At 35.2% G+C, this 25442-nt stretch carries 24 protein-coding genes; 17 read left to right on the top strand and 7 right to left on the bottom strand.

Features of this window, described 5'->3' with window-relative positions; translation table 11 throughout:
* Positions 1-65: 65 nt before the first annotated feature.
* Positions 66-521, bottom strand: a complete 456-nt coding sequence (locus tag ACFQU5_RS03750) for a chemotaxis protein CheX (RefSeq protein WP_390284895.1) — start codon at positions 519-521, stop codon at positions 66-68.
* A 430-nt stretch (positions 522-951) separates the two neighbouring features.
* Here ACFQU5_RS03750 and ACFQU5_RS03745 point away from each other — a divergent pair, with 430 nt between their 5' ends.
* From ACFQU5_RS03745 to ACFQU5_RS03720, 6 genes are all read left to right on the top strand, one after another.
* The gene (locus ACFQU5_RS03745) at positions 952-4575 is read left to right on the top strand and encodes a dynamin family protein (protein ID WP_390284893.1); all 3624 of its coding nucleotides are present in this window, start codon (positions 952-954) and stop codon (positions 4573-4575) included.
* Complete coding sequence (locus ACFQU5_RS03740) at positions 4576-5382, top strand: sulfurtransferase (RefSeq protein WP_390284891.1); 807 nt, start codon at positions 4576-4578, stop codon at positions 5380-5382.
* Positions 5383-5486: 104 nt separating this feature from the next.
* Positions 5487-5936 carry an MBL fold metallo-hydrolase gene (locus ACFQU5_RS03735; protein ID WP_390284889.1) on the top strand — a complete coding sequence of 150 codons (450 nt, stop codon included), beginning with the start codon at positions 5487-5489 and terminating at the stop codon, positions 5934-5936.
* A 131-nt stretch (positions 5937-6067) separates the two neighbouring features.
* Complete coding sequence (locus ACFQU5_RS03730) at positions 6068-6310, top strand: hypothetical protein (RefSeq protein WP_390284887.1); 243 nt, start codon at positions 6068-6070, stop codon at positions 6308-6310.
* A gap of 85 nt (positions 6311-6395) precedes the next feature.
* Positions 6396-7295, top strand: coding sequence for a stalk domain-containing protein (locus tag ACFQU5_RS03725; protein ID WP_390284885.1), 900 nt, complete (start codon positions 6396-6398; stop codon positions 7293-7295).
* 418 nt (positions 7296-7713) lie between these two features.
* Positions 7714-8922 carry an NAD(P)-dependent malic enzyme gene (locus ACFQU5_RS03720; RefSeq protein WP_390284883.1) on the top strand — a complete coding sequence of 403 codons (1209 nt, stop codon included), beginning with the start codon at positions 7714-7716 and terminating at the stop codon, positions 8920-8922.
* A 157-nt stretch (positions 8923-9079) separates the two neighbouring features.
* Here the strand turns inward: ACFQU5_RS03720 and pepF are convergent, their stop codons facing one another.
* Both pepF and gdhA read right to left on the bottom strand, forming a co-directional pair.
* Positions 9080-10885: an oligoendopeptidase F gene (pepF, locus tag ACFQU5_RS03715; RefSeq protein WP_390284881.1), complete on the bottom strand. Its 1806-nt coding sequence runs from the start codon at positions 10883-10885 to the stop codon at positions 9080-9082.
* Positions 10886-11076: 191 nt separating this feature from the next.
* Positions 11077-12450: an NADP-specific glutamate dehydrogenase gene (gene gdhA, locus ACFQU5_RS03710; protein ID WP_390284879.1), complete on the bottom strand. Its 1374-nt coding sequence runs from the start codon at positions 12448-12450 to the stop codon at positions 11077-11079.
* 135 nt (positions 12451-12585) lie between these two features.
* Here gdhA and ACFQU5_RS03705 point away from each other — a divergent pair, with 135 nt between their 5' ends.
* From ACFQU5_RS03705 to ACFQU5_RS03695, 3 genes are all read left to right on the top strand, one after another.
* Positions 12586-13074 carry a YaiI/YqxD family protein gene (locus tag ACFQU5_RS03705; protein ID WP_390284877.1) on the top strand — a complete coding sequence of 163 codons (489 nt, stop codon included), beginning with the start codon at positions 12586-12588 and terminating at the stop codon, positions 13072-13074.
* 7 nt (positions 13075-13081) lie between these two features.
* A complete protein-coding gene (gene dsdA / locus ACFQU5_RS03700; protein WP_390284875.1) occupies positions 13082-14398 on the top strand; it encodes a D-serine ammonia-lyase in 1317 nt (438 codons plus the stop codon).
* A 76-nt stretch (positions 14399-14474) separates the two neighbouring features.
* A complete protein-coding gene (locus tag ACFQU5_RS03695) occupies positions 14475-16043 on the top strand; it encodes a histidine kinase N-terminal 7TM domain-containing diguanylate cyclase (RefSeq protein ID WP_390284873.1) in 1569 nt (522 codons plus the stop codon).
* 87 nt (positions 16044-16130) lie between these two features.
* On the opposite strand, the gene ACFQU5_RS03690 is transcribed toward ACFQU5_RS03695, so the two are convergent.
* A complete protein-coding gene (locus tag ACFQU5_RS03690; protein ID WP_390284871.1) occupies positions 16131-16958 on the bottom strand; it encodes a squalene/phytoene synthase family protein in 828 nt (275 codons plus the stop codon).
* Positions 16959-17294: 336 nt separating this feature from the next.
* Between ACFQU5_RS03690 and ACFQU5_RS03685 the strand changes: the two genes are divergently transcribed.
* Together ACFQU5_RS03685 and coaW are read left to right on the top strand one after the other, a co-directional pair.
* The gene (locus ACFQU5_RS03685) at positions 17295-18362 is read left to right on the top strand and encodes a 3'-5' exonuclease (RefSeq protein ID WP_390284869.1); all 1068 of its coding nucleotides are present in this window, start codon (positions 17295-17297) and stop codon (positions 18360-18362) included.
* Positions 18363-18614: 252 nt separating this feature from the next.
* Complete coding sequence (gene coaW, locus ACFQU5_RS03680) at positions 18615-19460, top strand: type II pantothenate kinase (protein WP_390284867.1); 846 nt, start codon at positions 18615-18617, stop codon at positions 19458-19460.
* A 123-nt stretch (positions 19461-19583) separates the two neighbouring features.
* Here coaW and ACFQU5_RS03675 read toward each other — a convergent pair whose 3' ends face one another.
* Positions 19584-19973: a reverse transcriptase-like protein gene (locus ACFQU5_RS03675; protein WP_390284865.1), complete on the bottom strand. Its 390-nt coding sequence runs from the start codon at positions 19971-19973 to the stop codon at positions 19584-19586.
* Between the two features lie 155 nt (positions 19974-20128).
* On the opposite strand from ACFQU5_RS03675, the gene ACFQU5_RS03670 reads away from it, so the two are divergent.
* Positions 20129-20323, top strand: a complete 195-nt coding sequence (locus ACFQU5_RS03670; RefSeq protein WP_390284863.1) for a zinc-finger domain-containing protein — start codon at positions 20129-20131, stop codon at positions 20321-20323.
* Between the two features lie 221 nt (positions 20324-20544).
* Here the strand turns inward: ACFQU5_RS03670 and ACFQU5_RS03665 are convergent, their stop codons facing one another.
* Positions 20545-21531 carry an SEC-C metal-binding domain-containing protein gene (locus ACFQU5_RS03665; RefSeq protein WP_390284861.1) on the bottom strand — a complete coding sequence of 329 codons (987 nt, stop codon included), beginning with the start codon at positions 21529-21531 and terminating at the stop codon, positions 20545-20547.
* Positions 21532-21896: 365 nt separating this feature from the next.
* Here ACFQU5_RS03665 and ACFQU5_RS03660 point away from each other — a divergent pair, with 365 nt between their 5' ends.
* The 5 genes from ACFQU5_RS03660 to ACFQU5_RS03640 all read left to right on the top strand — a co-directional run bounded on the left by ACFQU5_RS03660 (position 21897) and on the right by ACFQU5_RS03640 (position 24745).
* Positions 21897-22571 carry a phosphopantothenoylcysteine decarboxylase domain-containing protein gene (locus ACFQU5_RS03660; RefSeq protein WP_390284859.1) on the top strand — a complete coding sequence of 225 codons (675 nt, stop codon included), beginning with the start codon at positions 21897-21899 and terminating at the stop codon, positions 22569-22571.
* 119 nt (positions 22572-22690) lie between these two features.
* The gene (locus ACFQU5_RS03655) at positions 22691-23206 is read left to right on the top strand and encodes a YbaK/EbsC family protein (RefSeq protein WP_390284857.1); all 516 of its coding nucleotides are present in this window, start codon (positions 22691-22693) and stop codon (positions 23204-23206) included.
* A gap of 20 nt (positions 23207-23226) precedes the next feature.
* Positions 23227-23982, top strand: a complete 756-nt coding sequence (locus ACFQU5_RS03650) for a VOC family protein (protein ID WP_390284855.1) — start codon at positions 23227-23229, stop codon at positions 23980-23982.
* 251 nt (positions 23983-24233) lie between these two features.
* Positions 24234-24596: a YhjD family protein gene (locus tag ACFQU5_RS03645; RefSeq protein WP_390284853.1), complete on the top strand. Its 363-nt coding sequence runs from the start codon at positions 24234-24236 to the stop codon at positions 24594-24596.
* Positions 24593-24745 carry a hypothetical protein gene (locus tag ACFQU5_RS03640; protein WP_390284851.1) on the top strand — a complete coding sequence of 51 codons (153 nt, stop codon included), beginning with the start codon at positions 24593-24595 and terminating at the stop codon, positions 24743-24745. The genes ACFQU5_RS03645 and ACFQU5_RS03640 overlap by 4 nt, the downstream gene beginning before the upstream one ends.
* A gap of 46 nt (positions 24746-24791) precedes the next feature.
* Here the strand turns inward: ACFQU5_RS03640 and ACFQU5_RS03635 are convergent, their stop codons facing one another.
* Positions 24792-25391: a YitT family protein gene (locus ACFQU5_RS03635; protein WP_390284849.1), complete on the bottom strand. Its 600-nt coding sequence runs from the start codon at positions 25389-25391 to the stop codon at positions 24792-24794.
* Positions 25392-25442 lie beyond the last annotated feature (51 nt).

Raw genomic sequence — 25442 nt, 5'->3', positions numbered from 1 at the left:
AATTGATATTTCCACTTCTACAATTGTATGTACGCAAAATTATTATAAAATTATGTATTCGATGATTATTCTGCATCAATCGTGAATAGAATTGTAAGGGTTCCAACCTCTTCAATACTTGTCGGTAGTTTGAAGGCTTTTTCAAATCCAAAGAGTTTTGTGTTTCCCACCATGACTGTTGGTGGAGTAATGTCTACATTTAGACCTTGTTGACCTACATGCGTACATAGGTTACCGGCAAACATATTTCCTAACTCGCCCGTAAATGATTCTAACATCTCTCCTTCAAGTGGCATGCCGAACATTTTCGAGCCAATGGCACTAAAAGATGAAGATGTACTATCGATAATGATTCTTCCTTTTATGTCACCGATCAGACCGATTAAAACCCCCATTTCTTGTTGAATGAAGGGCTCCGTTAAAACTGAAGGGGATTGTATATTCAAATCCATGGGTAGAATGCTTTTTAACGAAGTGATTGAGCCATTTAAAATGGTTTGTATATGTTGAGAATTATTCATAGAATGACCCCTTTTTCGACTTTTTTCCATCTTACCATGAGTATAGTACATTAGTACATGTAAAATAGTTCCAACCTATACCAATATACCCGTTTGTATGAAATTTGTACGTTTATTGGATTTTCATTATAATAGATGAAAATGATTCTCATTAACATAGGAGGAGTCGAATGGTTTATTTATTTGTTGGTGCAACTGTTGTTATTTACGCTTGTATTGGTACGTATGTAGTAAAGAGAACGACTAAATCTTAATAAACTGCTTCTTCCTTTCCAAATTGTTCAAAAATCCTCCAAAGCTGTGCTTCAATAATCTTTCCACTTCATATTAAAAAAATTTCCCTTTCATTCTTTCTTTTTCTTCGATTTTATTATTTAATCATAATAGTATATAATTGTGACAATAATGAGGCAAAGGGGTATTTATCTGCATGAGTTCTTTTGAAGAAAAATTACAGGAATTATTACAGCAATCTGCGATACAATACATAATTTATCAAAACAATGAAGATACAGAACGAATGGAGAAGCTTCATTTATTTGCTCGAAAACTATTGCAAAAAGAATATGTAATCGGATTTGCAGGTCATTTTTCTGCAGGTAAGTCCAGCATGATTAATGCATTATCCGGGGAGGACATTTTAGCAGCTAGTCCTATCCCGACGAGTGCTAACATTGTGAAAGTGCATAAGTCTGAGGAAGATTATGCAATCGTTTATATGCATCATGAAAAGCCAGTAAAGTTTGAAGCAGGCTATGATTTTAAAACAGTGAAGGAATTAAGCAAAAATGGTGATCTTGTGTCTCAAATTGAAATTGGACACAGTGGATCCTCACTTCCATTGGGTGTAACTGTTATGGATACACCTGGGGTTGACTCGACAGATGATGCCCACGCAATGTCCACTGAATCCGCACTTCATATAGCGGATGTCGTATTTTATACAATGGATTACAACCATGTTCAATCTGAATTAAACTTTCAATTCACAAAGCAACTGATGAAATATAATCAGAATGTTTACTTAATTGTTAATCAAATTGATAAGCATAAAGAAAATGAACTTTCATTTGATGCGTTTAAACAATCCGTACAGCAATCCTTTTCAGCGTGGGGAGTTGAACCAAAGGGCATCTTTTTCACGTCGCTTAGAGAATTCGATCACCCGCATAATGACTTTGACACAGTAAAGAAAATTGTCATGGATTCAATGGAAGATTGGCAAAAGCAGCTTGTTTCGACAGCTGAAAATACTTTGCGAAAGCTGCAAAATGAACATCTTGCTTATTTAGAGGAAGAAAAACAATCTTTACTTTCGGACTATGAAAATGTTCTAAGTACCGACGAGTGGGAAAATCGCCACGATTTATTGGAACAGTATGATAAGTTAAACCTCCAAACAGAACTTTTTTCCAATGAAAATTGGAATGAAACGTTTAAAGATCGACGCAAGGAGTTATTAGAAAACGCAGCGATTATTCCTGCTGATTTCCGTGAAAAATTACGTGCGTATTTGGAAAGTACGCAAGAAGGCTTTAAAGTGGGCGGATTATTCTCTGCTAAAAAGAAAACGGAAGAAGAAAAGAAACGCCGTATTGAAGACGTTTATGAACAATATAAGGTGATATTGCAATCACAAATTATAGGTCATTTAAGAAATCTAATGAAGCAATCCCTAAAAGAGGTCGGGGTTTTAACAGACGATCGAGCAGGACAAATTGATGCTCTTCAATTCGATGTACCTTTCTCATTAATCGAAGGTCAAATAAAACAAGGGTCACTTCTTACAGGGGATGCTTTATTAAATTTTGCAAATCGTGTTGCAGAAGCTACGAAACGTTATTTTATTGAAGCAACAGATGAATGGAAGGATCAACAGGAGACTGTATTAAAGGACGCATCTCAAAACTTATCCACTCCAGTTCAAGCTAAGATAAAAGTACTAAAGGAAAAAGTGGATGCTATCCATTCGATTGAAAAATTGAATCATTATAAGCTAAGCGCTGAAAAAGAAATTGTGACAGCAACAAAAGATACACGTTCAGGTGCGAAGCGACAGTTCGATAACTGGCACGATGCTTTTGAGCAGGCTCTTAAAGAAATACGTCCTTTTGATCCGGCCATGCTAGCGAAAAAGGAAGTTAAAGTGGAAGAAGAATCTAGCCAAATTCAGGCAGCATCAATCCACAATCAAAAAGGTGAAGAAGTAATTGAAGCGGCTATTCGCACTGCAAATGCAGTTAAGAAAATTGATGGATTTGAAGAAGTAGCACAGTTTTTACAGAAAAAAGTAGAACGACTACAGCAAAAGGATTTTACAATCGCATTATTCGGGGCATTTAGTGCAGGGAAATCAAGTTTTTCCAATGCCTTAATGGGATCACAGGTGTTACCGGTTTCACCAAATCCAACTACTGCTGCCATTAATAAAATTCGACCTGTTACAAAAGACCATCCACACGAGACAGCAGATGTTCACTTAAAAACAAAGGAACAATTGTTAGAGGATATTAAAGGTTCGTATGAAGAGATCGGCCTTACAGTTCAATCATTACAAGAGGCTTATGATCGTGCTGATGAAGGACTGGCTGTACCATTAAAAGATGAGCGGTTAAATGTTCATAAATCCTTTATTAGAGCGTTTAGTCAAGGATTTAAAACATATGAATCACAGCTGGGGCAAACAATCCGAGTAGAGCGTTCAGAGTTTGAACGATTCGTAGCACAAGAAAATCGATCATGTTTTGTCGATAATATTGATTTCTATTTTGATAGTCCATTAACAAGAATGGGTGTAACGCTGGTAGATACACCAGGGGCTGACTCGATTAATGCCCGTCACACTGGAGTTGCCTTCGATTATATTCGAAATGCAGATGCGATTTTATTTATTACGTATTATAATCATGCATTTGCCAAAGCAGACCGCGAATTCTTGATTCAATTAGGTCGTGTGAAGGATGCTTTCGAGCTTGATAAGATGTTCTTCATTGTAAATGCTATTGATTTAGCATCTACACCAGATGAAGAAGAGGATGTTAAAAACTATGTGAAAACTGAGTTGCAACGTTTTGGTATCCGTTTCCCTAAATTATTTGGTGTTTCAAGTTTGCTGGCTCTTCGTGAAAAAGTTGAATCCAATTCATTCAATTCGGGTATGGCGCCGTTTGAGCAATCGTTCCATCACTTCTTAAATGAAGAACTAGCTGCTATTGCCGTACAAGCGTTACATGAAGAGGTTGAGAAAACTCAAGCACGCCTGGCAGATTTGATAACACAAACTGAAGACAACCTAAAACGAAAAGATGAGCGCCTCGAAGAGCTTGCACAGCTGGAACACTATGTACAAAAAAGATATAGCAGTTTATCAACTAACATATTAAAGAGTGATATGAAGCAGGAATTAGATGAACTCCTCTATTATGTAATGCAACGGGTTTATTATCGTTATCCTGATTTCTTTAGAGAAAGCTATAATCCATCTACTTTCTCATCTATGCCGGTTCAAACAGCATTAGAGCAGGCATTAAAGGAAACAATCAGTGCGTTAAGGTTTGACTTTGCACAAGAACTGCGTGTAACAAATTTCCGTTTAGCACAGTTTATTCAAAAGAAAATAATTGAACGCTTTAAAGAAGAGGTTCGTTCCTTAAAAGAATTAAATCCGAGCTTCTCTTTCATTACTTTCGAGTCGGAAGAGCCAAAAATATTAGACTTTAAAGGTCCTTTTGCAGATGAAAAGAAGTATGCTTCGGTTAAATCATATTTCAAAAATACAAAGACATTCTTTGAAAAAAATGAAAAAGAAAATCTGAAAATGGCATTAGAAGAATTAACTAAACCGGATGCACAAATTTATGTCGATACAGAAAAAGAGAAAATCTCTCATTGGGCAACTGATTTAATTGAACACGAATCGGAAAACTTGAATAACTATTTACTAAAACAGGCGTTAAAACAAATTGAGACTGAAAAATTACTTCTTGAAGAGGTAAATCGCTTAGAGATGTGGAAATCTATCTTTTATGATTTACAAAAATCGGAGGTAAAGTAAATGGGAAAAGTGTTCGTTGCTGCTCGCGACGTAAAGGCTGGTCGCTTTATTGATGCTCGTTTTAATCTTCAGGATCGAGATTGGGGAAAACAAGCCTTTCATAGTGGACATATACAAGGTGCGATATACTGGGATTTAGAACTAGATCTATCTGATATGACAAAAAGTGAAGGCCGTCATCCAATGCCTTCAAAAGAACAGCTCCAGCATTTATTTGAACAATCGGGTTTAAATTATGATGACAGTATATATATTTATGACCAAGGCGGGGCACCCTTTGCAGCTCGCGCCTGGTGGATGTTAAAGTATGCAAATTTCCCAAATGTTTATATCGTGAATGGCGGCATTGAGGCGTTGAAGGAAGCTGGAATATCTTTAACAGTGGAAGAGTCAAAGTATGACGTTACCGATTTGGTTCTAGATTGGAATGATGCAATCTATTCAAATTCAGCAGATGTGAAAAATATTGTCGATGGAGTTCAAAAAGCCCTATTATTAGATGCTCGTTCAAATGAAAGATACATTGGGAAAAACGAGCCAATTGATAAAGTGGCAGGCCATATACCTACGGCGGAAAATTTCGACTGGGAGCAATTGAAACAGGGCTCTGAACTGCACGCCAATGAACAGCTTCTCGAAAAATTTAATCGAGATGAAGAAATTGTCGTATATTGTGGTTCAGGTGTAACGGCATCACCTTTATATGCGATACTAGCAGATTCAGGGTATGAAAATTTGAAGCTTTATGTAGGAAGCTATAGTGACTGGATTACACAATATGAGGTTGAAACAGGGGAAAATAAGTAAATGAATGATAAAACGTATAATGTAAAAGTTATACGTTTTATTCTTATTAAAGAATGAATGAATAGTCATTCAATAATTGACGTTTTTAAAAAGGGGATGGAAAAATGCTATTGAAGAAATCCATTGATTTTGGAAGCCATCAAAATGTAATCTATGCAAATGGGAAGGTTACTTTGGGCAAGATTTCTCTTAATGTTTATTGTTTTATGATAGATGGTGTTTTAATTGATACAGGTTCCAGGTCTCTGAGTAAACATTTTGAACCGTTTCTATTGGAATCGGATATTGAACAAGTTGTATTAACCCACATACATGAGGATCATTGTGGATGCGCATCCATCTTGGAACAAAAACGAAATGTACCAATATATATACATGAAATGTCTGTACAAGTTTGTGGAAGGAATCCCGAGTATCCACTTTACAGAAAGGTTTTCTGGGGGAAGCGAAAACCATTTAAAGCCAAGGCTATTGGAAGCAGATTTTCATCACGTACAGCCGATTTGATTGTTTTAAAACACCTGGTCATGCAAAGGATCATCTTGCATTTCTAAATAAAGAAACGGGACAACTTTTTACAGGGGACCTCTATGTCCAAACTAAAACGAAAGTAGTACTAAGAGAAGAGAGCATACCTACAATCATACAATCAATAGAGCATCTTTTAACTTATGACTTTAGTGAGGTGTACTGCAGCCATGCAGGGTTTATAAAGGATGGTAGAAAGAGCTTAAAGAATAAGAGAGATTATTTATTTAATATACAGCAGCAAGTAATCGAGCAGTATCAGGAGGGGCTTTCTTCTAAGCAAATTCATGATAGTCTATTTAAACGTAAATACCCAATCACGAAGCTCTCTGGCGGGGAATGGGATTCAATGCATATTGTCACATCAATCATAGAGGATATGAAACAAGCGATTAGTTAAATTTTAATAATGTTTCAACTACTTTGTAACTTTTCCATATGTTGTCCGACTAATGAATTGAAAAGAAAAAAAGAGGAGAGAGCAAATGAAAAAATATGCGCCTATACTTATATCTTCAGCTTTGATCAGCAGTTTATTATTGCTTCCAACAGTGTCTGCTGAGGGTACTGAAAATCCAGCTGTGGAAGAAGTTCAACAAAGTAAGAGTAATTTTTTAAAGGTTACAGGAGAAATCGTTTCAATTGAAGCAGATCCAAAAGGGAATAACTATGCAACTGTTAAAACAGGCGAGAAAGAATTTGGTCTGTACTATGATGATACTACCCTAGTTTTGAATAATGCCGGAGAAAAGGTAGAATTGATAGAAGGAGCAGAGATTACGACTTTTATAGATTCCAGAAAACCCATGATTATGATTTATCCTCCTAGGTATTCACCTGAAGTGATCATTGTTCAATCAAAAGATCCGAGCACAGTTGAGCTACAGAAATTTAATAAACAGCTTTTAAACGAAAAAGAAGATTTAGTGATTAATCTAACTGATGAAACTGAAATACATGATTTATCCGGAAGAAAAATGTCGAAGGATGCAATAGCGGAGAAAGATGTTCTTATTTTCTATAATTATGTGTTAGAGAGTTATCCAGCACAAACAGCACCATTTAAGATAATCGTTTTAGAAAAAGAGCCATCAAAAATCGACAAAGCGCTGGCTATTGCAGATGAGGATTATTACGAAGTGAATGGTGTAACGATGATTCCGCTTAGACTAGTAGCGGAACAACTAGGTTTCCAAGTGGAATCAAAAGGAAAAGTAATTATCGTTTCTAAAGGCAATGTTTCATTTACAATAACTGTAGGGTCAAAACACTACGGATACAACAAAGCACTTGGCTATTTTCAGGAAGAACCTACAATACTTGAAAAAGGTAAGACATATGTACCATATGAATTGCTGGAACAATTGATTGAATTAACAGAGTAGAAATAAAATTCAAATCCGAATTAGAAAATGCTATGTACATTTTTAATATGTATGTAGCATTTTTTATTGACAAAAATGTGAAAAAATAATAAAGAATGTGAAGAAATGAGCAAAAGACTTTGTGAAATATTTCATATTACACTCAATAAAGCAATACGTGTAGACCTTCACATAAAGAATGTTATATAAATTGGAAATTCAAATTATAAAAACGTTTTCACATATTATTTCAGTAAAATAATATTTGCTAAAAAATACTATCATACTAAATTTGATATACACTGTATTTTATCAAATTATCGTTTTTTAGCAGCATATTTACGTATTTTTGAGAATATTTTTGTTGACTTCATCCAAATAAAGCACTATGATACGAAAATATAAAGTTTTTAAAAATAAAACAAACGGGGTGGCTAAAATGGATTTAATGAAAAAATCGATTGAAATGCATGGACAATATAAGGGGAAATTAGAAATTAATTCAAAAGTACCGGTAGAAGACTCATATGATTTGAGTTTAGCTTATTCGCCAGGAGTAGCTGCACCCTGTCTTGAAATTGAAAAAGACCGTTCACTTGTTTATGACTATACGATTAAGGGGAATCTGGTTGCGGTTGTTACAGATGGTACAGCAGTATTAGGTTTGGGTGATATCGGACCAGAAGCAGCACTTCCTGTAATGGAGGGGAAGGCTTTACTATTAAAGCGATTTAGTAATGTGGATGCAGTCCCAATCTGTTTAGATACTAAAGATGTAGATGAAATCGTTCGAACAGTAAAGCTCATTTCTCCAACATTCGGTGCTATCAATCTAGAGGATATCTCTGCACCGCGATGTTTTGAAATAGAAGATCGGTTACGTAAAGAGTGTAATATCCCTGTGTTTCATGATGATCAGCATGGGACGGCGATTGTTGTTGGAGCAGGATTGAAAAACGCGTTAAAAATCGTAAAAAAAGACAAAGAAGATTTAAAAATTGTCATTAATGGGGCTGGGGCAGCGGGAATTGCCATTCTTCGTATATTACTTCATCAGGGCTATCAAAATATTGTAGTTTGTGATTCAACGGGTATCATCTACAATGGCAGAGAAATAGGAATGAATTCAATTAAAGAAAATATTGCTCATTTAACAAATCCTAAAAACTTAACCGGCAGTCTTGATGAAGCACTTGTTGGAGCGGATGTGTTTATCGGTGTATCTGTAGCAAACTTGCTGACAAAAGAGCATATTGAATCAATGAGCAATGATCCAATTGTCTTTGCACTTGCAAATCCAAATCCTGAAATCACTTATGACAATGCGAGAAGCTGGGGTGTTCGTATAATTGGGACAGGCCGTTCAGATTATCCAAACCAGGTGAACAATGTATTAGCCTTCCCGGGGATTTTTAAAGGTGCACTGGATGTAAGGGCAACAGATGTGAATGAAGATATGAAACTTGCAGCAGTGGAAGCAATCGCATCTCTAGTAACAGATGAAGAACTTTCCGAAGAATACATTATTCCAAAAGCATTGGATGAAAGAGTGGCACTGGCAGTCGCTAAAGCAGTGGGGGAAGCAGCTATTCAATCTGGAGTATCTGAATTGTATCCGAAGGTGTTAAAAGATAGCGTTGTAATTTAATATTTTGAGAGTTTAAGCTGCGTCAAGATATTATTTAGGGATCTTCACATTCGACTACATGCCTTGCGTTTTCAAGGCTAGGTTCCGATATTGTTTACAATTAACTATAAAAGCTAAGGTGTCTCAATCAAGTCGAGACACCTCTGTTTTTTATGGATTATACATTTTCAACCGCAATTTCTTCTGAAAGCATTTCTAACTGGTCTATTAAAGAACCGATATAAGCAATCGTATCTTTTAATGGCTGATCTGTTGTAATATCTACACCTGCCATTTTAGATAATTCTACAGGTGATTTTGTTCCCCCTGCTTTTAGAACTTTAAGCCAATCTTGTACAGCTGGCTCGCCTTCATTTAGAATGCGTTGTGATACTTGAGTGGCGATTGTTAGACCTGCTGAGTACGTATATGGATATAAGCCCATGTAATAGTGTGGCTGGCGCATCCAAGTCAATTCAGCACCCTCAGTGATTTCAACTGTATCGCACCAGAAATCTTCTAAAACTTCGCGCTTTAATTTATTCAAAATCGAAGCATTAACACTACCGCCATCATCTATGATTTCATAGACTTTACGTTGATAAGCCGCTTCTAATAAATGTGTTACAAAGTTGTGATAGTAAGTACGTGTGACAATTGTTGAGATTACCCAACGTTTGAAACGAGCATCATTTGAATTTGACAACAGATGGTTTGCCATTAACATCTCATTCATTGTAGATGGTGCTTCAATAAAGTATAAAGAAGGTCTTGAGTTGAAGATATTTTGCTCTTTGTGTGTTAAATAGAAATGACCTGCATGGCCTAATTCATGGGCAAGAACAAATACTTCATTCATGCGGCTTGTCCAAGAGATTAGGATATATGGATGTTTTCCATACGGACTTGAACAGAAGGCACCTGTCGATTTTCCTTCATTTTGTGCAAAATCAATCCAACGTTCATCAAAAGAGCGATCTAGCATGTTTTGGTAATCTTCACCCAAGATTGACAAACCATCGTTCATATATTGACGGGATTCTTCGATGGAAATTTTCGGTTCATATGTTGGATCTAATGAGATCTTTAAATCGGCAAATGTCATTTTTTCCAATCCATGCTCTTTTTGTAATAGCTTTGCATAACGACGCATATGAGGAGCTAATTCTGTTGTGATTAGATCAATTTGACGATTATAAAGCTCGCGGTCTACTTCTTGGTCAAAGAGAAGGGCATCGAATATTGTCTCATAGCCACGTAAATCAGCATCCGTTTTTTCAATTTTCAGATGAGTATCATATGTTTTAGCTGTTGTATGCTGATAGTCGCGTAATTTTTTTGAGAATGATGAGAATGCTGTACGGCGAATTTCGGTATCGCTTTCTAATTCCCAATCACCTTCGAAGGAATTATAACTTAGAGGATAACTTTGACCGTTTACTTCGAAATTATCAAACTTTAAATCTACTAATTTTGTTGTGTTATATAGTTGATAAGGTGCATCGAAAGTTGTACCGAACGCAGCTAAAGCTTTTTCTGCTTCAGGATGCAATTGATATGGCTTTTTGCGGATCAGGTTATCAATATAACGTTCAAATTGTGGTGCCAAGCCTTTTGCCTCTATTAGAACAGATTCATCTAATAATAGTAACTCACTTGTAATAAAAGAAAGCTGTGCACCAATTTTTGAATAGTTTTGACCAACTTTTGCCGAACGCATTTGTGCCTCATCATTTGTTTGATCTTCACTTAGTGAAAGGCTTGCATACGTACCAATAGGAACTAGTGATTCATATAAATTTTGGTATGCAGCAATCACATTTACTGCATCTTGTGCACTCACAATTTTCCCTTTGAATTCATTTTCAATCTCGCTTGATTGTGTTAAGACAGCTTCTATTGCTTCTTCAAAAAGCTGCTCTGTTTCAAATAGGGGAGTTAAATCCCACGTTTCTTCAAGTTTAACTTCGTTTCTTTTAAGCATTCCATTCCCTCCCGTATTCCGGTATTCGAAATAAATTGTATCACATTTATCTGCAATTGAACATCTATTGATAGAAAATTCCAAACTTTGTAGTTGATTTTGAAATTTTTATGGATTGTTAGGGGAGAAATAGAAAAGGAGAGCATATCGTCTTGAATGCTCTCCCGAATTTCTACTATAAAAATACTAAATTAATATACGCCTTCAGTAATCATACCGTCTGCAACTTTAACAAACCCTGCAATATTCGAACCGACTACTAAATTTCCTGCACTACCGTACTTATGAGCGGCTTCTTTACTTTCCGCATAAATAGATCTCATAATTTCACGTAATTTTTCATCTACTTCTTTGAAAGTCCAATAGTTACGCCCGGAATTTTGTGCCATTTCCAAAGCTGAGGTTGCTACACCACCTGCATTTGCAGCTTTTGCGGGTCCAAATAGGATACCGTTTTCTAAAAATACGTTAATCGCTTCTAAATTGGAAGGCATATTTGCACCTTCCGCAACCACTTTTACTCCGTTTGCAAAGAGGATATGTGCAGAGTCCCCATCAATTTCATTTTGAGTTGCACAAGGTAATGCAATATCGCATGGAATGGACCAAATACCGTGGAAATCTTCCGTATAAGTTGCATTTGGACGGTAATCTACATACGTTTTAATGCGTTCAGCTTTAACTTCTTTAATTTCTTTCACGATGTTTAAGTCAATACCATCAGGGTCAAAAATATAACCGTCCGAATCTGAACATGCTACAACCTTTGCACCTAAATCCTGAGCTTTTTCTATAGCATAAATTGCTACATTACCAGATCCGGATACAACCACAGTTTTATTAAAAAATGTTTCGTTCATATCTCGCAACATTTCTTCTACGAAATAAATTAACCCGTACCCTGTTGCTTCTTTACGCACTAACGATCCACCATAGCCTGGTGTTTTCCCTGTTAACACGCCAGCTTCATGTGCACTACGGATACGTTTGTATTGTCCGAACAGGTAACCAATTTCTCTTGCTCCTACTCCCATATCTCCAGCAGGAACATCGACATCCGGACCGATATGGCGGTATAATTCTGTCATGAAAGCTTGGCAAAAACGCATGATTTCTCCATTTGATTTTCCTCTTGGATTGAAATCAGAGCCACCCTTTGCACCCCCAATAGGTTGCCCTGTTAAAGCGTTTTTGAAAATTTGTTCAAATGCTAAAAATTTCATGATGGATTCATTAACGGATGGATGGAAACGCAATCCACCTTTATATGGTCCTACAACATTGTTGAATTGTACACGGTAACCACGGTTTACCTGTACTTGATTTTGATCGTCCTGCCAAGTAACACGGAATGAAATTATTCTGTCAGGTTCTGTAATTCGTGAAAGAATATTATGTTGGATATATTCGGGATGCTGCTCGAATACAGGTACCAATGATAAAAAAATTTCTTCCACAGCTTGTAAAAATTCAGGTTGGTGTGCGTTCTTTGCTATTAATTGTTCGAATACAGCATGAATGTAGCTTTCAGCCGGTGTTTTAGTTCCCAAAGTATGTGTCGCCATTATGTCATCTCCTAATTTTGTTATTGAGTGTATATTAGTATGATTTTTCTAACAATTCAATCAGTTTTTTTAATTACATGTCCATGGGAGTTTGCTAAATTGATGAAAAAAGATTTTTTAGAATAATAAATAAGGATGATTTTATTTAGGAGGAGAGTAACCATTTTACAATTATTAATCGATGCAGATGCGTGTCCAGTTATTGATTTAGCGCTGTCTATATCATCTCGATATGAGATGAAAACTATCTTGTTTTGCGATACTTCCCATCGTATAGAAAGAGAGAATGCAATAACAATAATGGTCCCTAAAGGTGCAGATTCAGTAGATTTTAAGCTAGTTAATGCCATAAATAAGTACGATATTGTTATTACTCAAGATTATGGATTAGCCGCAATGTGTTTAGCAAAAGGGGCATTTGTTGTTGACCAAAATGGGAGAGAGATGACATCGGACAACATTGACCAATTGTTAGCTTTTCGATATGAAAGTGCGAAAATCAGAAGATCAGGTGGACGCACAAAAGGACCAAAAAAACGAACAGAAAAAAATAATATTTCCTTTGCAAATAAATTTCAACAAATTTGTGAACAAGCAATTTCGACAAAAAAAGAGGGGGAATAAAATAGCCATGTTTGAAAAACAAAAAGTAAATAATTTAATAAATAAGTATCCATTAATAGGTGACATAATTACGTCAAATACTGTTTTTTGGTTGAATGAAAAAAAGGAAAATCAAGTACAGGAAGAGCAATTTAGTTTTGACGAGGTACTGGAAGCTCAACAAAGGCTAAATCGATTTGCACCTTATATAAAATCAGCCTTTCCCGATACAATGAATCTGGAAGGAATCATCGAATCTGAAATTAAAGAAATTCCATACATGAAATTATGGGTGGATGAAAAAAGCGGTAGTGGGTTATCTGGAAAGTTGTTGCTGAAATGTGATCATGCTTTACCCATTTCGGGTTCCATTAAAGCGCGTGGAGGAATCTATGAAGTGCTCAAATATGCTGAGGAGCTTGCTATTGCAAATAATTTAATCGGCTATAATGATGATTATTCCAGATTTAACGATGATGCATTTTATCAATTTTTTAACGGATATAAGATAGCAGTAGGCTCTACAGGAAATTTAGGGCTAAGTATTGGAATCATGGGTGCTCAGCTAGGCTTTCAAGTAACTGTACATATGTCTAGTGATGCAAAAGAATGGAAAAAACAGTTGCTTCGTGAAAAAGGGGTTGAAGTAATCGAATACTCATCTGACTATAGTAAAGCAGTAGAAGAAGGTAGAAAACAGGCGGAAATGGATCCTAAGTGTTATTTTGTAGATGATGAAAATTCGAAGGCCCTTTTTGCCGGATATGCAGTTGCAGCTCTTAGACTTGAAAAACAATTACATGATGCAAATATAAATGTTGACGCTGCTCATCCCTTATTCGTCTATTTACCATGTGGTGTAGGGGGAGGTCCAGGTGGGATTGCTTATGGATTAAAGAAAATCTATGGTGACAATGTGCATCTGTTCTTTGGAGAACCAACACAATCACCTTGTATGCTCTTAGGGATGATGACTGGCCTCCATGATGACATTACAGTGACTGATATAGGGTTAACAAATCAAACGGAAGCTGACGGTCTAGCGGTAGGGAGAGCTTCGAAATTTGTTGGCAAATTGATGGAGCCTATTTTAAGTGGCTGTTACACAGTGGAGGATTCTTTTTTGTTTAGCAGCATAAAAGAAATGTGGGAGCGTGAGCATATTTTTATGGAACCATCTGCACATGCTGCTATGTATGGGCCTATCTCGCTATTCAATGAAGGAAAGTCCTATATAGAACAAAATAATTTGCAACTGGATAATGCAACTCATTTAATTTGGTCAACAGGTGGTAATATGGTACCAGAAGAACAAAGACAAGAATTTTTAAAGAATATCCTGTGAGGAAAAATTACTAGTCATCTCGTAGAATCCAATTATATAATGATAGAAAATTGATTTTATTGGTTTGGAGATAAAAATGGGTAATGAGTTATTGTTTTATAGACTATTAATAATCATTGCAGGAGTTTTAAGTTTAACTTTATCGCTATTTTCATATTTAAAACTAAAAAATGCTCCAGGAGCCAGACAATATATGTTTGTCACACTATTGTCGGCGATATTCACCTTTTTATATGCTTTTGAATTGTCTGCCGCTACTTTAAAAGAGATTAAATTTTGGTTAGGTCTAGAATATATCGTTATGCCTTTTATACCTGCGTTTATCTTATTGATGTGTCTGGAGTATATAGGAATAAAACTTAGACAACGGTATTTGTTTCTGCTATTTAGTCTCCCTTTGGTAACAGTCTTTATGCACCACACTAACGAACTGCATCATCTTTATTATTCGGCAGTTGGCTTACGGGCAGATGCTCCTTTTCCGATTGTTAGTCTTGAGTATGGACCCTTTTTCTATGTACATTCCTTTTATTTATTCTTATGCCTTTCAACTAGTATAATCATTCTGCTTTTGCAGTTGAAAAAATCGATTTTCCGATTTCGGGTGCAGTTGATCATAATGGTTGCAGGATTATTTGCACCCATAGTAGCAAATTCCTTTTATTTAAACGATTTAAGCCCATACGGAATTGATTTAGGACCGGTTTCTATGAGTATATCCTTTATCCTTCATGGAGTTGCACTTTTTTCTCTTCAGATGTTTAATGTACTGCCTATCGCAAGGGAAAGGGTGTTTGATAACATGCTTGAAGGGGTTATCGTTTTAAACGAAAAAGGAGTAATCGTCGATTTTAATAAGGCAATTCTCCGTGTAATGCCTGTGTTGGGGACTCTTTCAATTGGTAAGGGGATTGCCATAGTGCTTACTGGGAATGAAAAACTAGTAGAGCTTATTACACGGGGTGAGGAATGTGAATATGAGTGTGTCGAAGGGATTCGAAATGAACACTATCAAGTTCGATTTTCACAAGTGGTAAATAAGAGGGGTGCCAGTATAGGTACAATTGTAACTTTTGCGAATATTACTGAAAGGATAGAGATGCAGCAAAAGCTAAGTGAGCTTGCAAACTTCGATGGGTTAACAAAAGTTTGCAATAGAAGATATTTTATGGATCAAACTGTTGCCATCCTAGAATCTATCCTACATAAGGAAATAGATGCAACTTTGATTATGTTTGATATTGATCATTTTAAAATGATTAATGATACGTACGGACATGAAGCGGGGGATGTCGTTTTAAGCAAAGTTGCACATGTGGCTAAGACTAGCTTAAGATCACAAGATTTAATTGGGCGATATGGTGGAGAGGAATTCATTATCTTAATGCCAGCATTCAATGTGGAAGAAGCAGTAAATTTAGCTGACACAATCAGAAAAGCAATTTCAGAAAGTCTTACTTATTTTCATAATGATCACATAATGGTAACGGCTAGCTTTGGCATTTCATCTATTCAAATTACCCCTTTAAATCAAGAGGAGGCATTTAAACAAGCCCTAAGAAATGCTGACCAAGCTCTTTACGCCGCGAAAGATAATGGAAGAAATAATATCCAAATATATACAGAACAGTTTCAAGCAGTCTAGCATGCTTATTAAACTAGTTATTTAGAAAAACATACGAAAAAAAGAAATGGAGGTGTCTCATTGAAGCTTGAGACATCTCCATTTCTGCTAGTCAGCTTGAATTTCCTCAACCGTTTTTTCAACTTCTTCTCGAGACATCTTTTCTTTACCTTCTTTTAAGGATTTTAATGTCTTATGTGCCAGTGCAAGAGGGAGTCGACAAAATAATAATATGGAACGTTTGTGAATATCCTTTATATAAAGGTCACCCTTTTCTAGATTTTCCTCCGCATATAGGAACAAGTCATTTCTTGTCCAACCTTCAGGAACAAAACTAACGCCACGCTCTCGGTAATCTTCTTCTTGGTTGCGTAAAATATTTACTAATTGCAGACCTCGACCATAGCCAATTGCTAGTTCTCGATCTGTCTTGACACCGGCATTCCATTCCCAAAGCTCTGATAACATAACGCCAACTAATCCTGCTACATAGTATGTATATTCGTCTAAGTCATCTTTTGTACGAACGCGGAAGTCATTCTTAGCCCATTTCCCCATACCTTCTGCCATTTCGCTTGTGGCATCTTTTACAATTTTCTCTGAACCTGTTGGTAGAAGAGCAATCCAATCAGCAAGACGTAATGTCACTTCTGGCATATATTCCTGTACGGGTTTGATAATTTCAAAATATTTTTGTTCATTAAAATCCAGCTCTTTTAAAAGGCTGCTTACTTCCATTAATATAGTATGTTTTAAATCACTTGTCACAAGTGGATGTTCACTATCTTCAATTTCATCAATTGCTCGCATCATTAAATAGGCAGTTGCCACTGCGGTTTTTAACTCTTTTTGCAAGAATGTAATCGGAATATAAAACGTACGGCTTGTTTCTTTTAATACTCTCATTGCATCTTTAAGGAGTTCTTTGTCAGACATTTCGAATTTTCCTTTCGTTCATAAAATACATCTATATAATGGTACATTAATTTTCTTGAAATGAAAAATAGATAATCCAATTTTTTTGTAAACGTATCTCTTTTCCTATGATTCAATGATTTGAGCAATTCCTGCTTGAGAATCACGCCATATTCTATTATTTATGAGTGATATAATGTGATTTTTGACATAGATGTGTCATTATTTTTCTCTTTCGTTACAATAAAGTTAACAGATTGTAAATTTTTATAGATTAACATTTACAATTGAAAGGTTCGAGACTTCTTAGATTTTACAAAAAGGCAGGGTGAAACCTGTTCGAAGAGTTAGGGTGGAATGATGGTGCGTAAATATACTTACATATTTGTCGATGTAGAAGCTACATTGATACGTGGTAAACAGAATATTATTGAAATCGGAGCAATCAAGTGGTTGCCAGATGGAACAATTGAAGAATTTTCGCAACTTATTCAACCGCATAAATTTCGAAAATTAAATGCTCATATTCAAAAACTGACAGGAATTTCAACAGAAGAAATATTACGAGCTCCTTCAATAAAAGATGTCATGCCAAAATTTATGAAGTGGTGTGAAGGCGATACAATTTTAGTTGCCTTTGGTGAATTTGACCGCAAAGTGCTTGAAGAAGAATTACTGCGCCATAAGATGGATTTAAGCTTCCTGTATCCTTTCGTAGATTTTCAGCAAAAGTATATGATAGAAAACCAACTAAAGGAGCAGCCAAGTCTTTCGAAATTATTAGAAATCTATGAGATTGTATCAAACATCCAACATCGGGGACTAGCAGACGCTATTAGTTTATATAATATTTTTAAAGAGGCGAACGGGGCGGAGTTAATAGAAAAGCAGCGAACAAACGAATTTGGTTTCGTGCTAAGTGAATTCAAGCAGCAGGAAGATGAGTGTGATTTATATTTGACCTATATTGACGGAAGTATCTCCTCATCAGGATCAGTTGATATTCATTCAATTAAGACAATAAATAAATTATTGCTTTGTGAAACCAAGGTAGAACAACGTGAAATAGCAGAGGGTGTAACTGAAAAGGTAGAAAGAACAATTATTCACCCTAACGATGAAGTTGAAACATTTCTAAGGGATATTATTTCAGATATGCATCATAAAGTGTTAATCACACGAAGTGGATTAAAACAGCTGTCGAAGATTAATCGACTGCATCAGGCAGTTTTTCCAAAAATGGAAACCATTACATTACAACAAATCTTGAATTCCGAAGAAGCTGTAAATGAATTCACGCTAAATGGCCTTACAATCCCGCAGTACGAAAGAAAACTATCTGGTTTGCTTAATAAATATGAAAAAAACATCTTAGGTGAATTTGAAAAAAGACATCTATTTAATAAAGAAGAAGTTCATATCTAATCCTCTCAAGAGACTTTTTTAGCTTAGGATTTTTAAGTTTATTAATCTTTTGGTATTTTGTAAATGAATATTAAGGTAAAATAATTGCAGGATAAATCAAAGAAAGTTAAAGTTTAGTGAGAGAGATATCAAGTGAGCTTTCAGCTTATGGGGAATTTTCACTTCCCCTTTGGTTGTTAGTTGAACCAATCGGGCAGTAAATCAAGTGGTTGATTTTACTGCATGTTAAGCGGTTGTAAAAGGAGAACGGTTATGCAAAATGTAATAGGTATTGATGCAGGGGGAACATTAACGAAAATTGCTTTTATAAATGAGCAAGATGAAATGGATTTTGTAGTATTTCCTTCAAATGATTTTTCACAAGTGAAAGCTTGGATTGAAGATCATCCACACATAGAAGAAATCGGATTAACAGGCGGCAGAACAAAACAGCTTTTAGATGTGTTAAAAACAATGAAATCGATTCAATATTTAGTTGAATTTGAGGCGACGCTTAAAGGTGTAAAGTATCTGATGGAGAAAAATGGCCATACAGTTGAAAATGCCATTATTACGAATATCGGTACAGGAACTTCGATTCATCATATGGATGACTTTGGTCATGTTCGAGTTGGGGGAACAGGTGTCGGTGGAGGCACATTAACTGGCCTTGCAACAATTATGACAGGAATCTCAGATTTCGAACAAATTACTTTAAATGCTGGAATTGGAAGCCGTGAAGGCATTGATTTATTCGTAAAGGATATTTTTAAGGGCATGGAGCCCCCGATTGAGGGTCATTTAACTGCAAGTAATTTTGGAAACGTTAACATATTAGATAAAGTTAAACACGATACGAATGACCTATTAGCAACAATTCAAGGATTAGTAGGAGAAGTTATTACAACATTAAGTATTCAATTTGCTGAAGAAAAAAGATGCGAAAGTATTATCTATATCGGTTCAACTTTAACAAATAATGAGCATTTAAAACAGGTCATTGCGAACTATACAACCTTGAAAAAACATAATCCACTATTTTTAAATGACTGTGGATTTACTGGAGCAATTGGTGCTTTATTGTATAAGGTTGAACTTTCAAAAACAATCGAATCTTGAATAATGATGGAATGTCTAAAGAGATAGCCTAAGACATTCCTATTTGTTTTGCCTTATACAAATTACTGGGTTCAGCATAGAATATACCAATAAAACATTTTGACATTCTTATATAATCACCGGTTATTTTCCTTTTAATATAGCCTCTCTTGCAAGAGCATCCGCTGCTTTATTTTGGCTATCAGGAATCCATTTGATAAAAAACATATCTATAGATTCGATAAGCTGCACTGCTTGTTCCAAGTAAGGTTTAAATTCTTCGTTTTTCACATACTGTTTTTCTATAGAGGCTACAACTATTTTTGAATCAGATCGGACGGAGACAAGGGAAGAGCCAATTTTTTTTACTTCCTCCAATGCACGATTCAATGCAATGAATTCAGCAATATGATTGTTTGTCTCACCGATAAATTCACTAATTTTAATATGATGACCTTCACCTTTTATAAATATGCCAATCCCGCTTGGACCCGGATTACCAGCACTTGCACCATCAATATAAACTTCTAACAATAAGATCCCCACTTTTTCGAATGAATTATTTCATTTTAACCATATTATATCTTATTAAATAAAAAATAAGTATTGCAAGGGGTAATGCAGCCATTTTGACAAATAAAAAACGGAAGTAGTAAAATAGGGGAATGCTCGAGTAAAGGGGGAGTATTGTGAATAAAAATACAGTAATTAAAGATATTGACGAATTAACAGATACTTATTGCAACGACTGTCCTATTAAAGGGGATTTGCGCAAAAAACGCGGTAAAACGGGTGCGCATAAATTTTGTATTGATCAATGTACTGTTGGGGAACAGTTACAGTTTTTAGGGCAGGAATTGTTGAAAATATATGAAAAACGATAAAACTTATAGTACTCAAACTAATCGAGTAAATTTAATTTGTTATGAATAATTTGTCCCATAAGGATAATGATATACATTTATTTAAATAGTTATATTTTTAATTACCGCCTCTGTATATAGAAGGCGGTTGTTTTTTTAGTCAAGGGTTTTAGGTTCCGTCAAAAATAAACCTAAAAAAACCCTCTCAGCTAAATGCTTGAGAGGATTTTAATGTTGTATTTTTATACTAAAACTGCATTATATTCTAACAGTTCTTGATAATACTTGTTTAAAGAAGAAGAGGAAACTCCAAAGTTTTCAGCGATTTCTTTAATTGTGAAAGTAGTCCCTTCCAATAGGCCTCTTTCTTGAGCAAAACGAATTGCACCGGCAGCAATAGCGGCTGGTTTTCTCGCTTTAGGTTTATTCTCGACCAAATAATCTTCCAGTAATACTAGTAATTGAGGAGCTTCAATATTCTTTTCTTCTAAAAATTGCTTTGCAAGATCCACAACTTCAATCTCGAAGGAAGTATATTCTTCGCCACTATAACCAGAATCTACTAGGCTAACCCAGAAATTTAAGTGATTATCTTGTGAAAACTGTTCAACTGAGTTGATTGAACCATCGAACTGACTAGCAAAGTTTTCAAATGCTTGTTTGTAGGTTGTTGGGAAGAAAATCAGTGTAGATACAGCCAAGTAATGATTTTCTTCTTCAGAGCCATCAGGAAGCAGGAAAGAAAATACTTGCATACCTTCAGGAATTACTCGATTTGATTCGCGGCGAATATAAAGTTCTTCCTTTGTTAAACCATGAATGGCTTTAAAATACTTTTCCTCTATTGCAACAACTTCACCGATAAACATAGTTGGGTGGTTCCAGCAATTTAATAGGTCAACCATTTTTGGACGAATCATTTTTTTCATTGTTCGTTTTAAATAACTTGTCCAAATATCTGGACGTTTATGGAAGAAAAAGTCGTCCAAAGCCACTGCTTCAATCAATTCACGCTGTAAATGTGTTTCAAGCTTAGGTGACCATTCTTTTACTATATTAATATAATCATTAATATCTTTCTTTTCAGGGTATACATTATAAAATGTTTGAAGTACGTGTTCGATTTCATCTAAAAACACTTTTTCAGTCGTAACTTGTTGTTTTCCTTCACAACACTTTTTGTATTTTTTTCCACTTCCACATAGGCAAGGGTCATTTCGTCCTACCATGAACAACACTTCCTTTTCAATAATTCTAGTTGAAAATATTAATAGAATAAGCACATTTCGATATTACTATCCAATTATAATAATAACGACTTTGCTATCCGATGAAAAATAATAGTTTATTTAAAACTATTAGAAATATCGGACATATATTTAATTATATGTTTTGAAAATCAGAAATAGACTTAAAAACTGCAATTTAATAGATTTGTTTTTATTCTGTTGTTGAAAAGTGCCATATTCCTTAGAATTCAATCGTTATATCTTTTATCCCCATCTCTATTTTTTAATCATATTAATAACTTTATTGGTAATTCTTAATATATAATGGAGATAATGAAAATATCGATAAAAAATAGGTGATTACGGTGAATACATTAAAAGGCAAAAAGGTTTTAATAACAAGTGGTGGTACATTGGAAAAATGGGATAATGTGCGAGGGCATACTAATTTGTCCAAAGGAGCCATGGGGTGCTTTCTTGCAGAAGCTGCATTGGCAGCAGGGGCAGAAGTGATTTATTTACATGGTTACTTTGCCAAGCTTCCCGAACATGCATCAAAAATGCGCTTAACGCTATTCGAAGGAATAGAAGATTTGGCTAGGAAAATAGAATCCATCGTACAGAATGAATTTGTTGACTTCATCATTATGGCGGCAGCTGGGTCTGATTGGATCATTGATAAGATATTTGACCAATCGGGTAATTTAATGGAGGAACAAGGGAAAATGCCTTCAGACGTGCCGCCAATCATTCATTTTAAAAAAGCGCCGAAAGTTTTAGGGCAAATTAAAGGATGGTCTCCTGAATCAACTCTAATTGGATTCAAATTAGAATCAACTGATGATGTTGATTATTTAATTAGCCGAGCTAAATTACGAATGGAATCATCAAATGCAGAGTTTATGGTAGCCAATAGCTCTAAATCCCTGTACGGGATGGACGAGCCGCATTTCATTGTAGTTCAAAATGGAGAAGTTGTGAGGGTAGACGGAAAAGAAAAAACCGCCAATAAGTTAGTTGAAATTTTAGCAAACAGATAATGTTGAAAAGACTGGATTCTTCTAGTCTTTTTTTTTATGTTGAAAAGCATCATTTTTATAATTCACCGAATATTCCATGTATAATGTATTGTAAATCGAATTGAAAGGGTTTGGAATTTATGTCGTTGCAAAGTGTAAAAGAACATCTGAAGAAATTTAATCGTGAACAAGATATATTAGAATATGAACAAATTAGTGCTACCGTTGAACAAGCTGCAAATGCACTGCAGGTAACTCCTGCAAAAATCGCAAAAACTTTGTCATTTAAAGATAAAGAAGGAAATGCAATATTGGTAGTAACAGCTGGAGATGCAAAAATAGATAATAAAAAATTTCGCTCTCAATTTGATATTAAAGCGAAAATGTTAAGCGCCCAGGAAGTAGTAGAACAAACAGGACATGTCATCGGAGGGGTTTGTCCCTTTGGTTTAGCAAATGATATAAAAGTATATTTAGATATTTCAATGAAACGATTTAATACGGTATTTCCAGCCTGTGGAAGCATAAATTCTGCTATTGAAGTAACATGCGATGAATTACAACAATATTCAAGGGCTGTTGAATGGGTTGATGTCAGCAAAGAATGGAATACCGAGTTAATAGAAGGAAAAATGAATACGAACATAATAGATTGAAAATTGTAGGAGGAAATGCTGTGTATTTACTAGATCATCTTGTACATTTCGTGGAAAAACCTGAGCGGCTAATTGAATCTGCGAGTGAACTTGGGCTACATACTGTTAAAGGTGGAAAACATGAGATGTGGGGAACCTATAACTCATTATGTTATTTTGACTTATCTTATATTGAGTTTATCGGTATCTATGATAAGAATTTATTTGAAAAATCAGCTAGCGAACCGTACACATTACATGAAACATATAAAAAGATGAAATATCAAAATGGCGTAGTTCGAATCGCTTTGCGAACAAATTTTATCGACAAGGCTGCAGAAAATCTAGAATTATTAGGCTATGAGGTTTATGGCCCTGATGAATTTTCTAGAACACGCCCAGATGGTTCTGTTTTAAAATGGAAGCTTCTTCATTTTGGTAAAAAGGGACAAATCCTTGATTTCCCATTCATTATTCAATGGGAAGGGGAAGATAATGATCGTTTTAAAGACCTGGTTGAGTCAGGAACAATTAAGCCTCATCAGCTTGGTCATGTTCAAATTAAAGAAATCCAGTTTGAAGTGGAGGACTTATCAACTGCAACTGAGTGGGGAAAAGTATTTGAATTTGAAGTTGAAGATGCACACTCTTCCAAAACAGTAAAAATGCCGAATTGTTTATTAAAGTTTAAAAAAATCGAAGATGACAATAAAATAGCTCAAATTACCATCTCTGGTGCAGTAGAGGAAAAAGAAGTAACCTTGGAAGGAACAAAATATCTCTTCAAAAAGGAATAGATTTTATTTAATGGCGGGTATATAGGAGTCATTTGATATATCACTAAAAAACGCAATAAGCATGAAAAAATTCGAGGGTTAATTACTCCCTTATAAGCACTCTAATTTATATTTAAGAACATGTTTTGATTATTATCATTGCATGTTCTTTTTAATTAATTAAAAAATGATCAATATAATTCTTGAGTTTGAGAACGAATGTTCGTATAATTAATTTCAGATTAAAGAGAATTGGGAAGGGAGTGTGCTGCATGGATTTAACGAAAGAAATAAAATCAATAATCCACCTGTATGTCATATTAGAATTAGCGATAAAGTCGGTTAAACACGATCAGAAATTATTTGAATCATTTAAGGTGAAGCGACCTTATCTATCTTTCTGTACCCAGCAATTAGAAATGTTGAAAGAGGAGTTTAATAAAGTATCAAAATCCTTGTACAAAAAGGGTGTTACCTATGAAAAGTATCAATGCTTCAATCAAAACGAATGTATCTATAGCTTTAATTATCGCGGTAAAATTATACCCTTCCAATACCATGGTGAAGTATTGAAGGAGCAAGTTGAGCGAAAGATTGAGCTGATATTAAAGGATGTAAAAGGGGAAGTATCATGATGAATGAGCATAAAAAACGATTCTGCCTAACTGAAGATGAACGAAAACAGTTGATGGCAGAAATAAACCCCATCCTCGAAAAAAAATCGCTGGAAGAAATTAAACTTGCTTTACAGCTAATCAATATAAAAAATATGAAGCAAACATAGACCATCCCGGAACAAGGCGTAACTTTTTTTAATGTATAATAGAAATCTAAGTCCTAACCATGTCAACAACAATAGTTGCTATAAAGTATGTAACAATCGAAATAATTGCACCCATTAACCCGAACAGCAAAAAGGCTAAAATGAATATAAAGATATTTATTATAAAAATGGATTCTCCCACGGAATAGGAAGTTCTACTGGAAATCAGAATTGCTAATATGTCTGTCCCATCCAATGCGCCACCATTTCGAATGACAATACCGATGCCCAATCCAAGTAATATAGCGCCGATGAAGATCAATAAAACGGAACTTCCAAAAAGAAAAGGAGGAAATACTTCCAAAAAGCCAGTTGACACTGTTAAAGACACAATCCCTAACATCGTAGAAAAAGCGAAACGCTTTCCTAGATGAATATAGCCTAAAAAAATAAAAGGGATATTCAGCAGGAAAAGCAGTGCACTTAAAGATAGACCCAGTTTATCTGAAAGCATCATTGATATTCCTGTAATTCCACCATCAATTAACCCATTCGGAATAAGAATCACTTCTAAACTAATAGCTGCCATAAAAGCACCAATGATAATCCATGGAATTCTTGAGATTACTTCCAAAACATATATCTTAAAGAGCTGTTTTGTTCGCAAATAAGTTCTCCTCATATGTTTAGTAGGCTAGCACATACACGTTTGTAAATT

It is taken from the genome of Ureibacillus sp. GCM10028918, from assembly GCF_042666115.1.
Taxonomy (GTDB): domain Bacteria; phylum Bacillota; class Bacilli; order Bacillales_A; family Planococcaceae; genus Ureibacillus.
This window is presented reverse-complemented; position numbering and strand designations above follow the sequence as displayed.

Bases quoted from the DNA above. Each gene is read 5' to 3' on its own strand.
- ACFQU5_RS03720 (WP_390284883.1), top strand. From the start codon at position 7,714: ATGGATTTAATGAAAAAATCGATTGAAATGCATGGACAATATAAGGGG.
- ACFQU5_RS03750 (WP_390284895.1), bottom strand. From the start codon at position 521: ATGAATAATTCTCAACATATACAAACCATTTTAAATGGCTCAATCACT.
- ACFQU5_RS03725 (WP_390284885.1), top strand. From the start codon at position 6,396: ATGAAAAAATATGCGCCTATACTTATATCTTCAGCTTTGATCAGCAGT.
- ACFQU5_RS03695 (WP_390284873.1), top strand. From the start codon at position 14,475: ATGGGTAATGAGTTATTGTTTTATAGACTATTAATAATCATTGCAGGA.
- gdhA (WP_390284879.1), bottom strand. From the start codon at position 12,450: ATGGCGACACATACTTTGGGAACTAAAACACCGGCTGAAAGCTACATT.
- ACFQU5_RS03740 (WP_390284891.1), top strand. From the start codon at position 4,576: ATGGGAAAAGTGTTCGTTGCTGCTCGCGACGTAAAGGCTGGTCGCTTT.
- ACFQU5_RS03655 (WP_390284857.1), top strand. From the start codon at position 22,691: ATGTCGTTGCAAAGTGTAAAAGAACATCTGAAGAAATTTAATCGTGAA.
- ACFQU5_RS03665 (WP_390284861.1), bottom strand. From the start codon at position 21,531: ATGGTAGGACGAAATGACCCTTGCCTATGTGGAAGTGGAAAAAAATAC.
- coaW (WP_390284867.1), top strand. From the start codon at position 18,615: ATGCAAAATGTAATAGGTATTGATGCAGGGGGAACATTAACGAAAATT.
- ACFQU5_RS03645 (WP_390284853.1), top strand. From the start codon at position 24,234: ATGGATTTAACGAAAGAAATAAAATCAATAATCCACCTGTATGTCATA.
- ACFQU5_RS03690 (WP_390284871.1), bottom strand. From the start codon at position 16,958: ATGTCTGACAAAGAACTCCTTAAAGATGCAATGAGAGTATTAAAAGAA.
- ACFQU5_RS03685 (WP_390284869.1), top strand. From the start codon at position 17,295: ATGATGGTGCGTAAATATACTTACATATTTGTCGATGTAGAAGCTACA.
- ACFQU5_RS03735 (WP_390284889.1), top strand. From the start codon at position 5,487: ATGCTATTGAAGAAATCCATTGATTTTGGAAGCCATCAAAATGTAATC.
- ACFQU5_RS03640 (WP_390284851.1), top strand. From the start codon at position 24,593: ATGATGAATGAGCATAAAAAACGATTCTGCCTAACTGAAGATGAACGA.
- ACFQU5_RS03745 (WP_390284893.1), top strand. From the start codon at position 952: ATGAGTTCTTTTGAAGAAAAATTACAGGAATTATTACAGCAATCTGCG.
- pepF (WP_390284881.1), bottom strand. From the start codon at position 10,885: ATGCTTAAAAGAAACGAAGTTAAACTTGAAGAAACGTGGGATTTAACT.
- ACFQU5_RS03705 (WP_390284877.1), top strand. From the start codon at position 12,586: ATGATTTTATTTAGGAGGAGAGTAACCATTTTACAATTATTAATCGAT.
- dsdA (WP_390284875.1), top strand. From the start codon at position 13,082: ATGTTTGAAAAACAAAAAGTAAATAATTTAATAAATAAGTATCCATTA.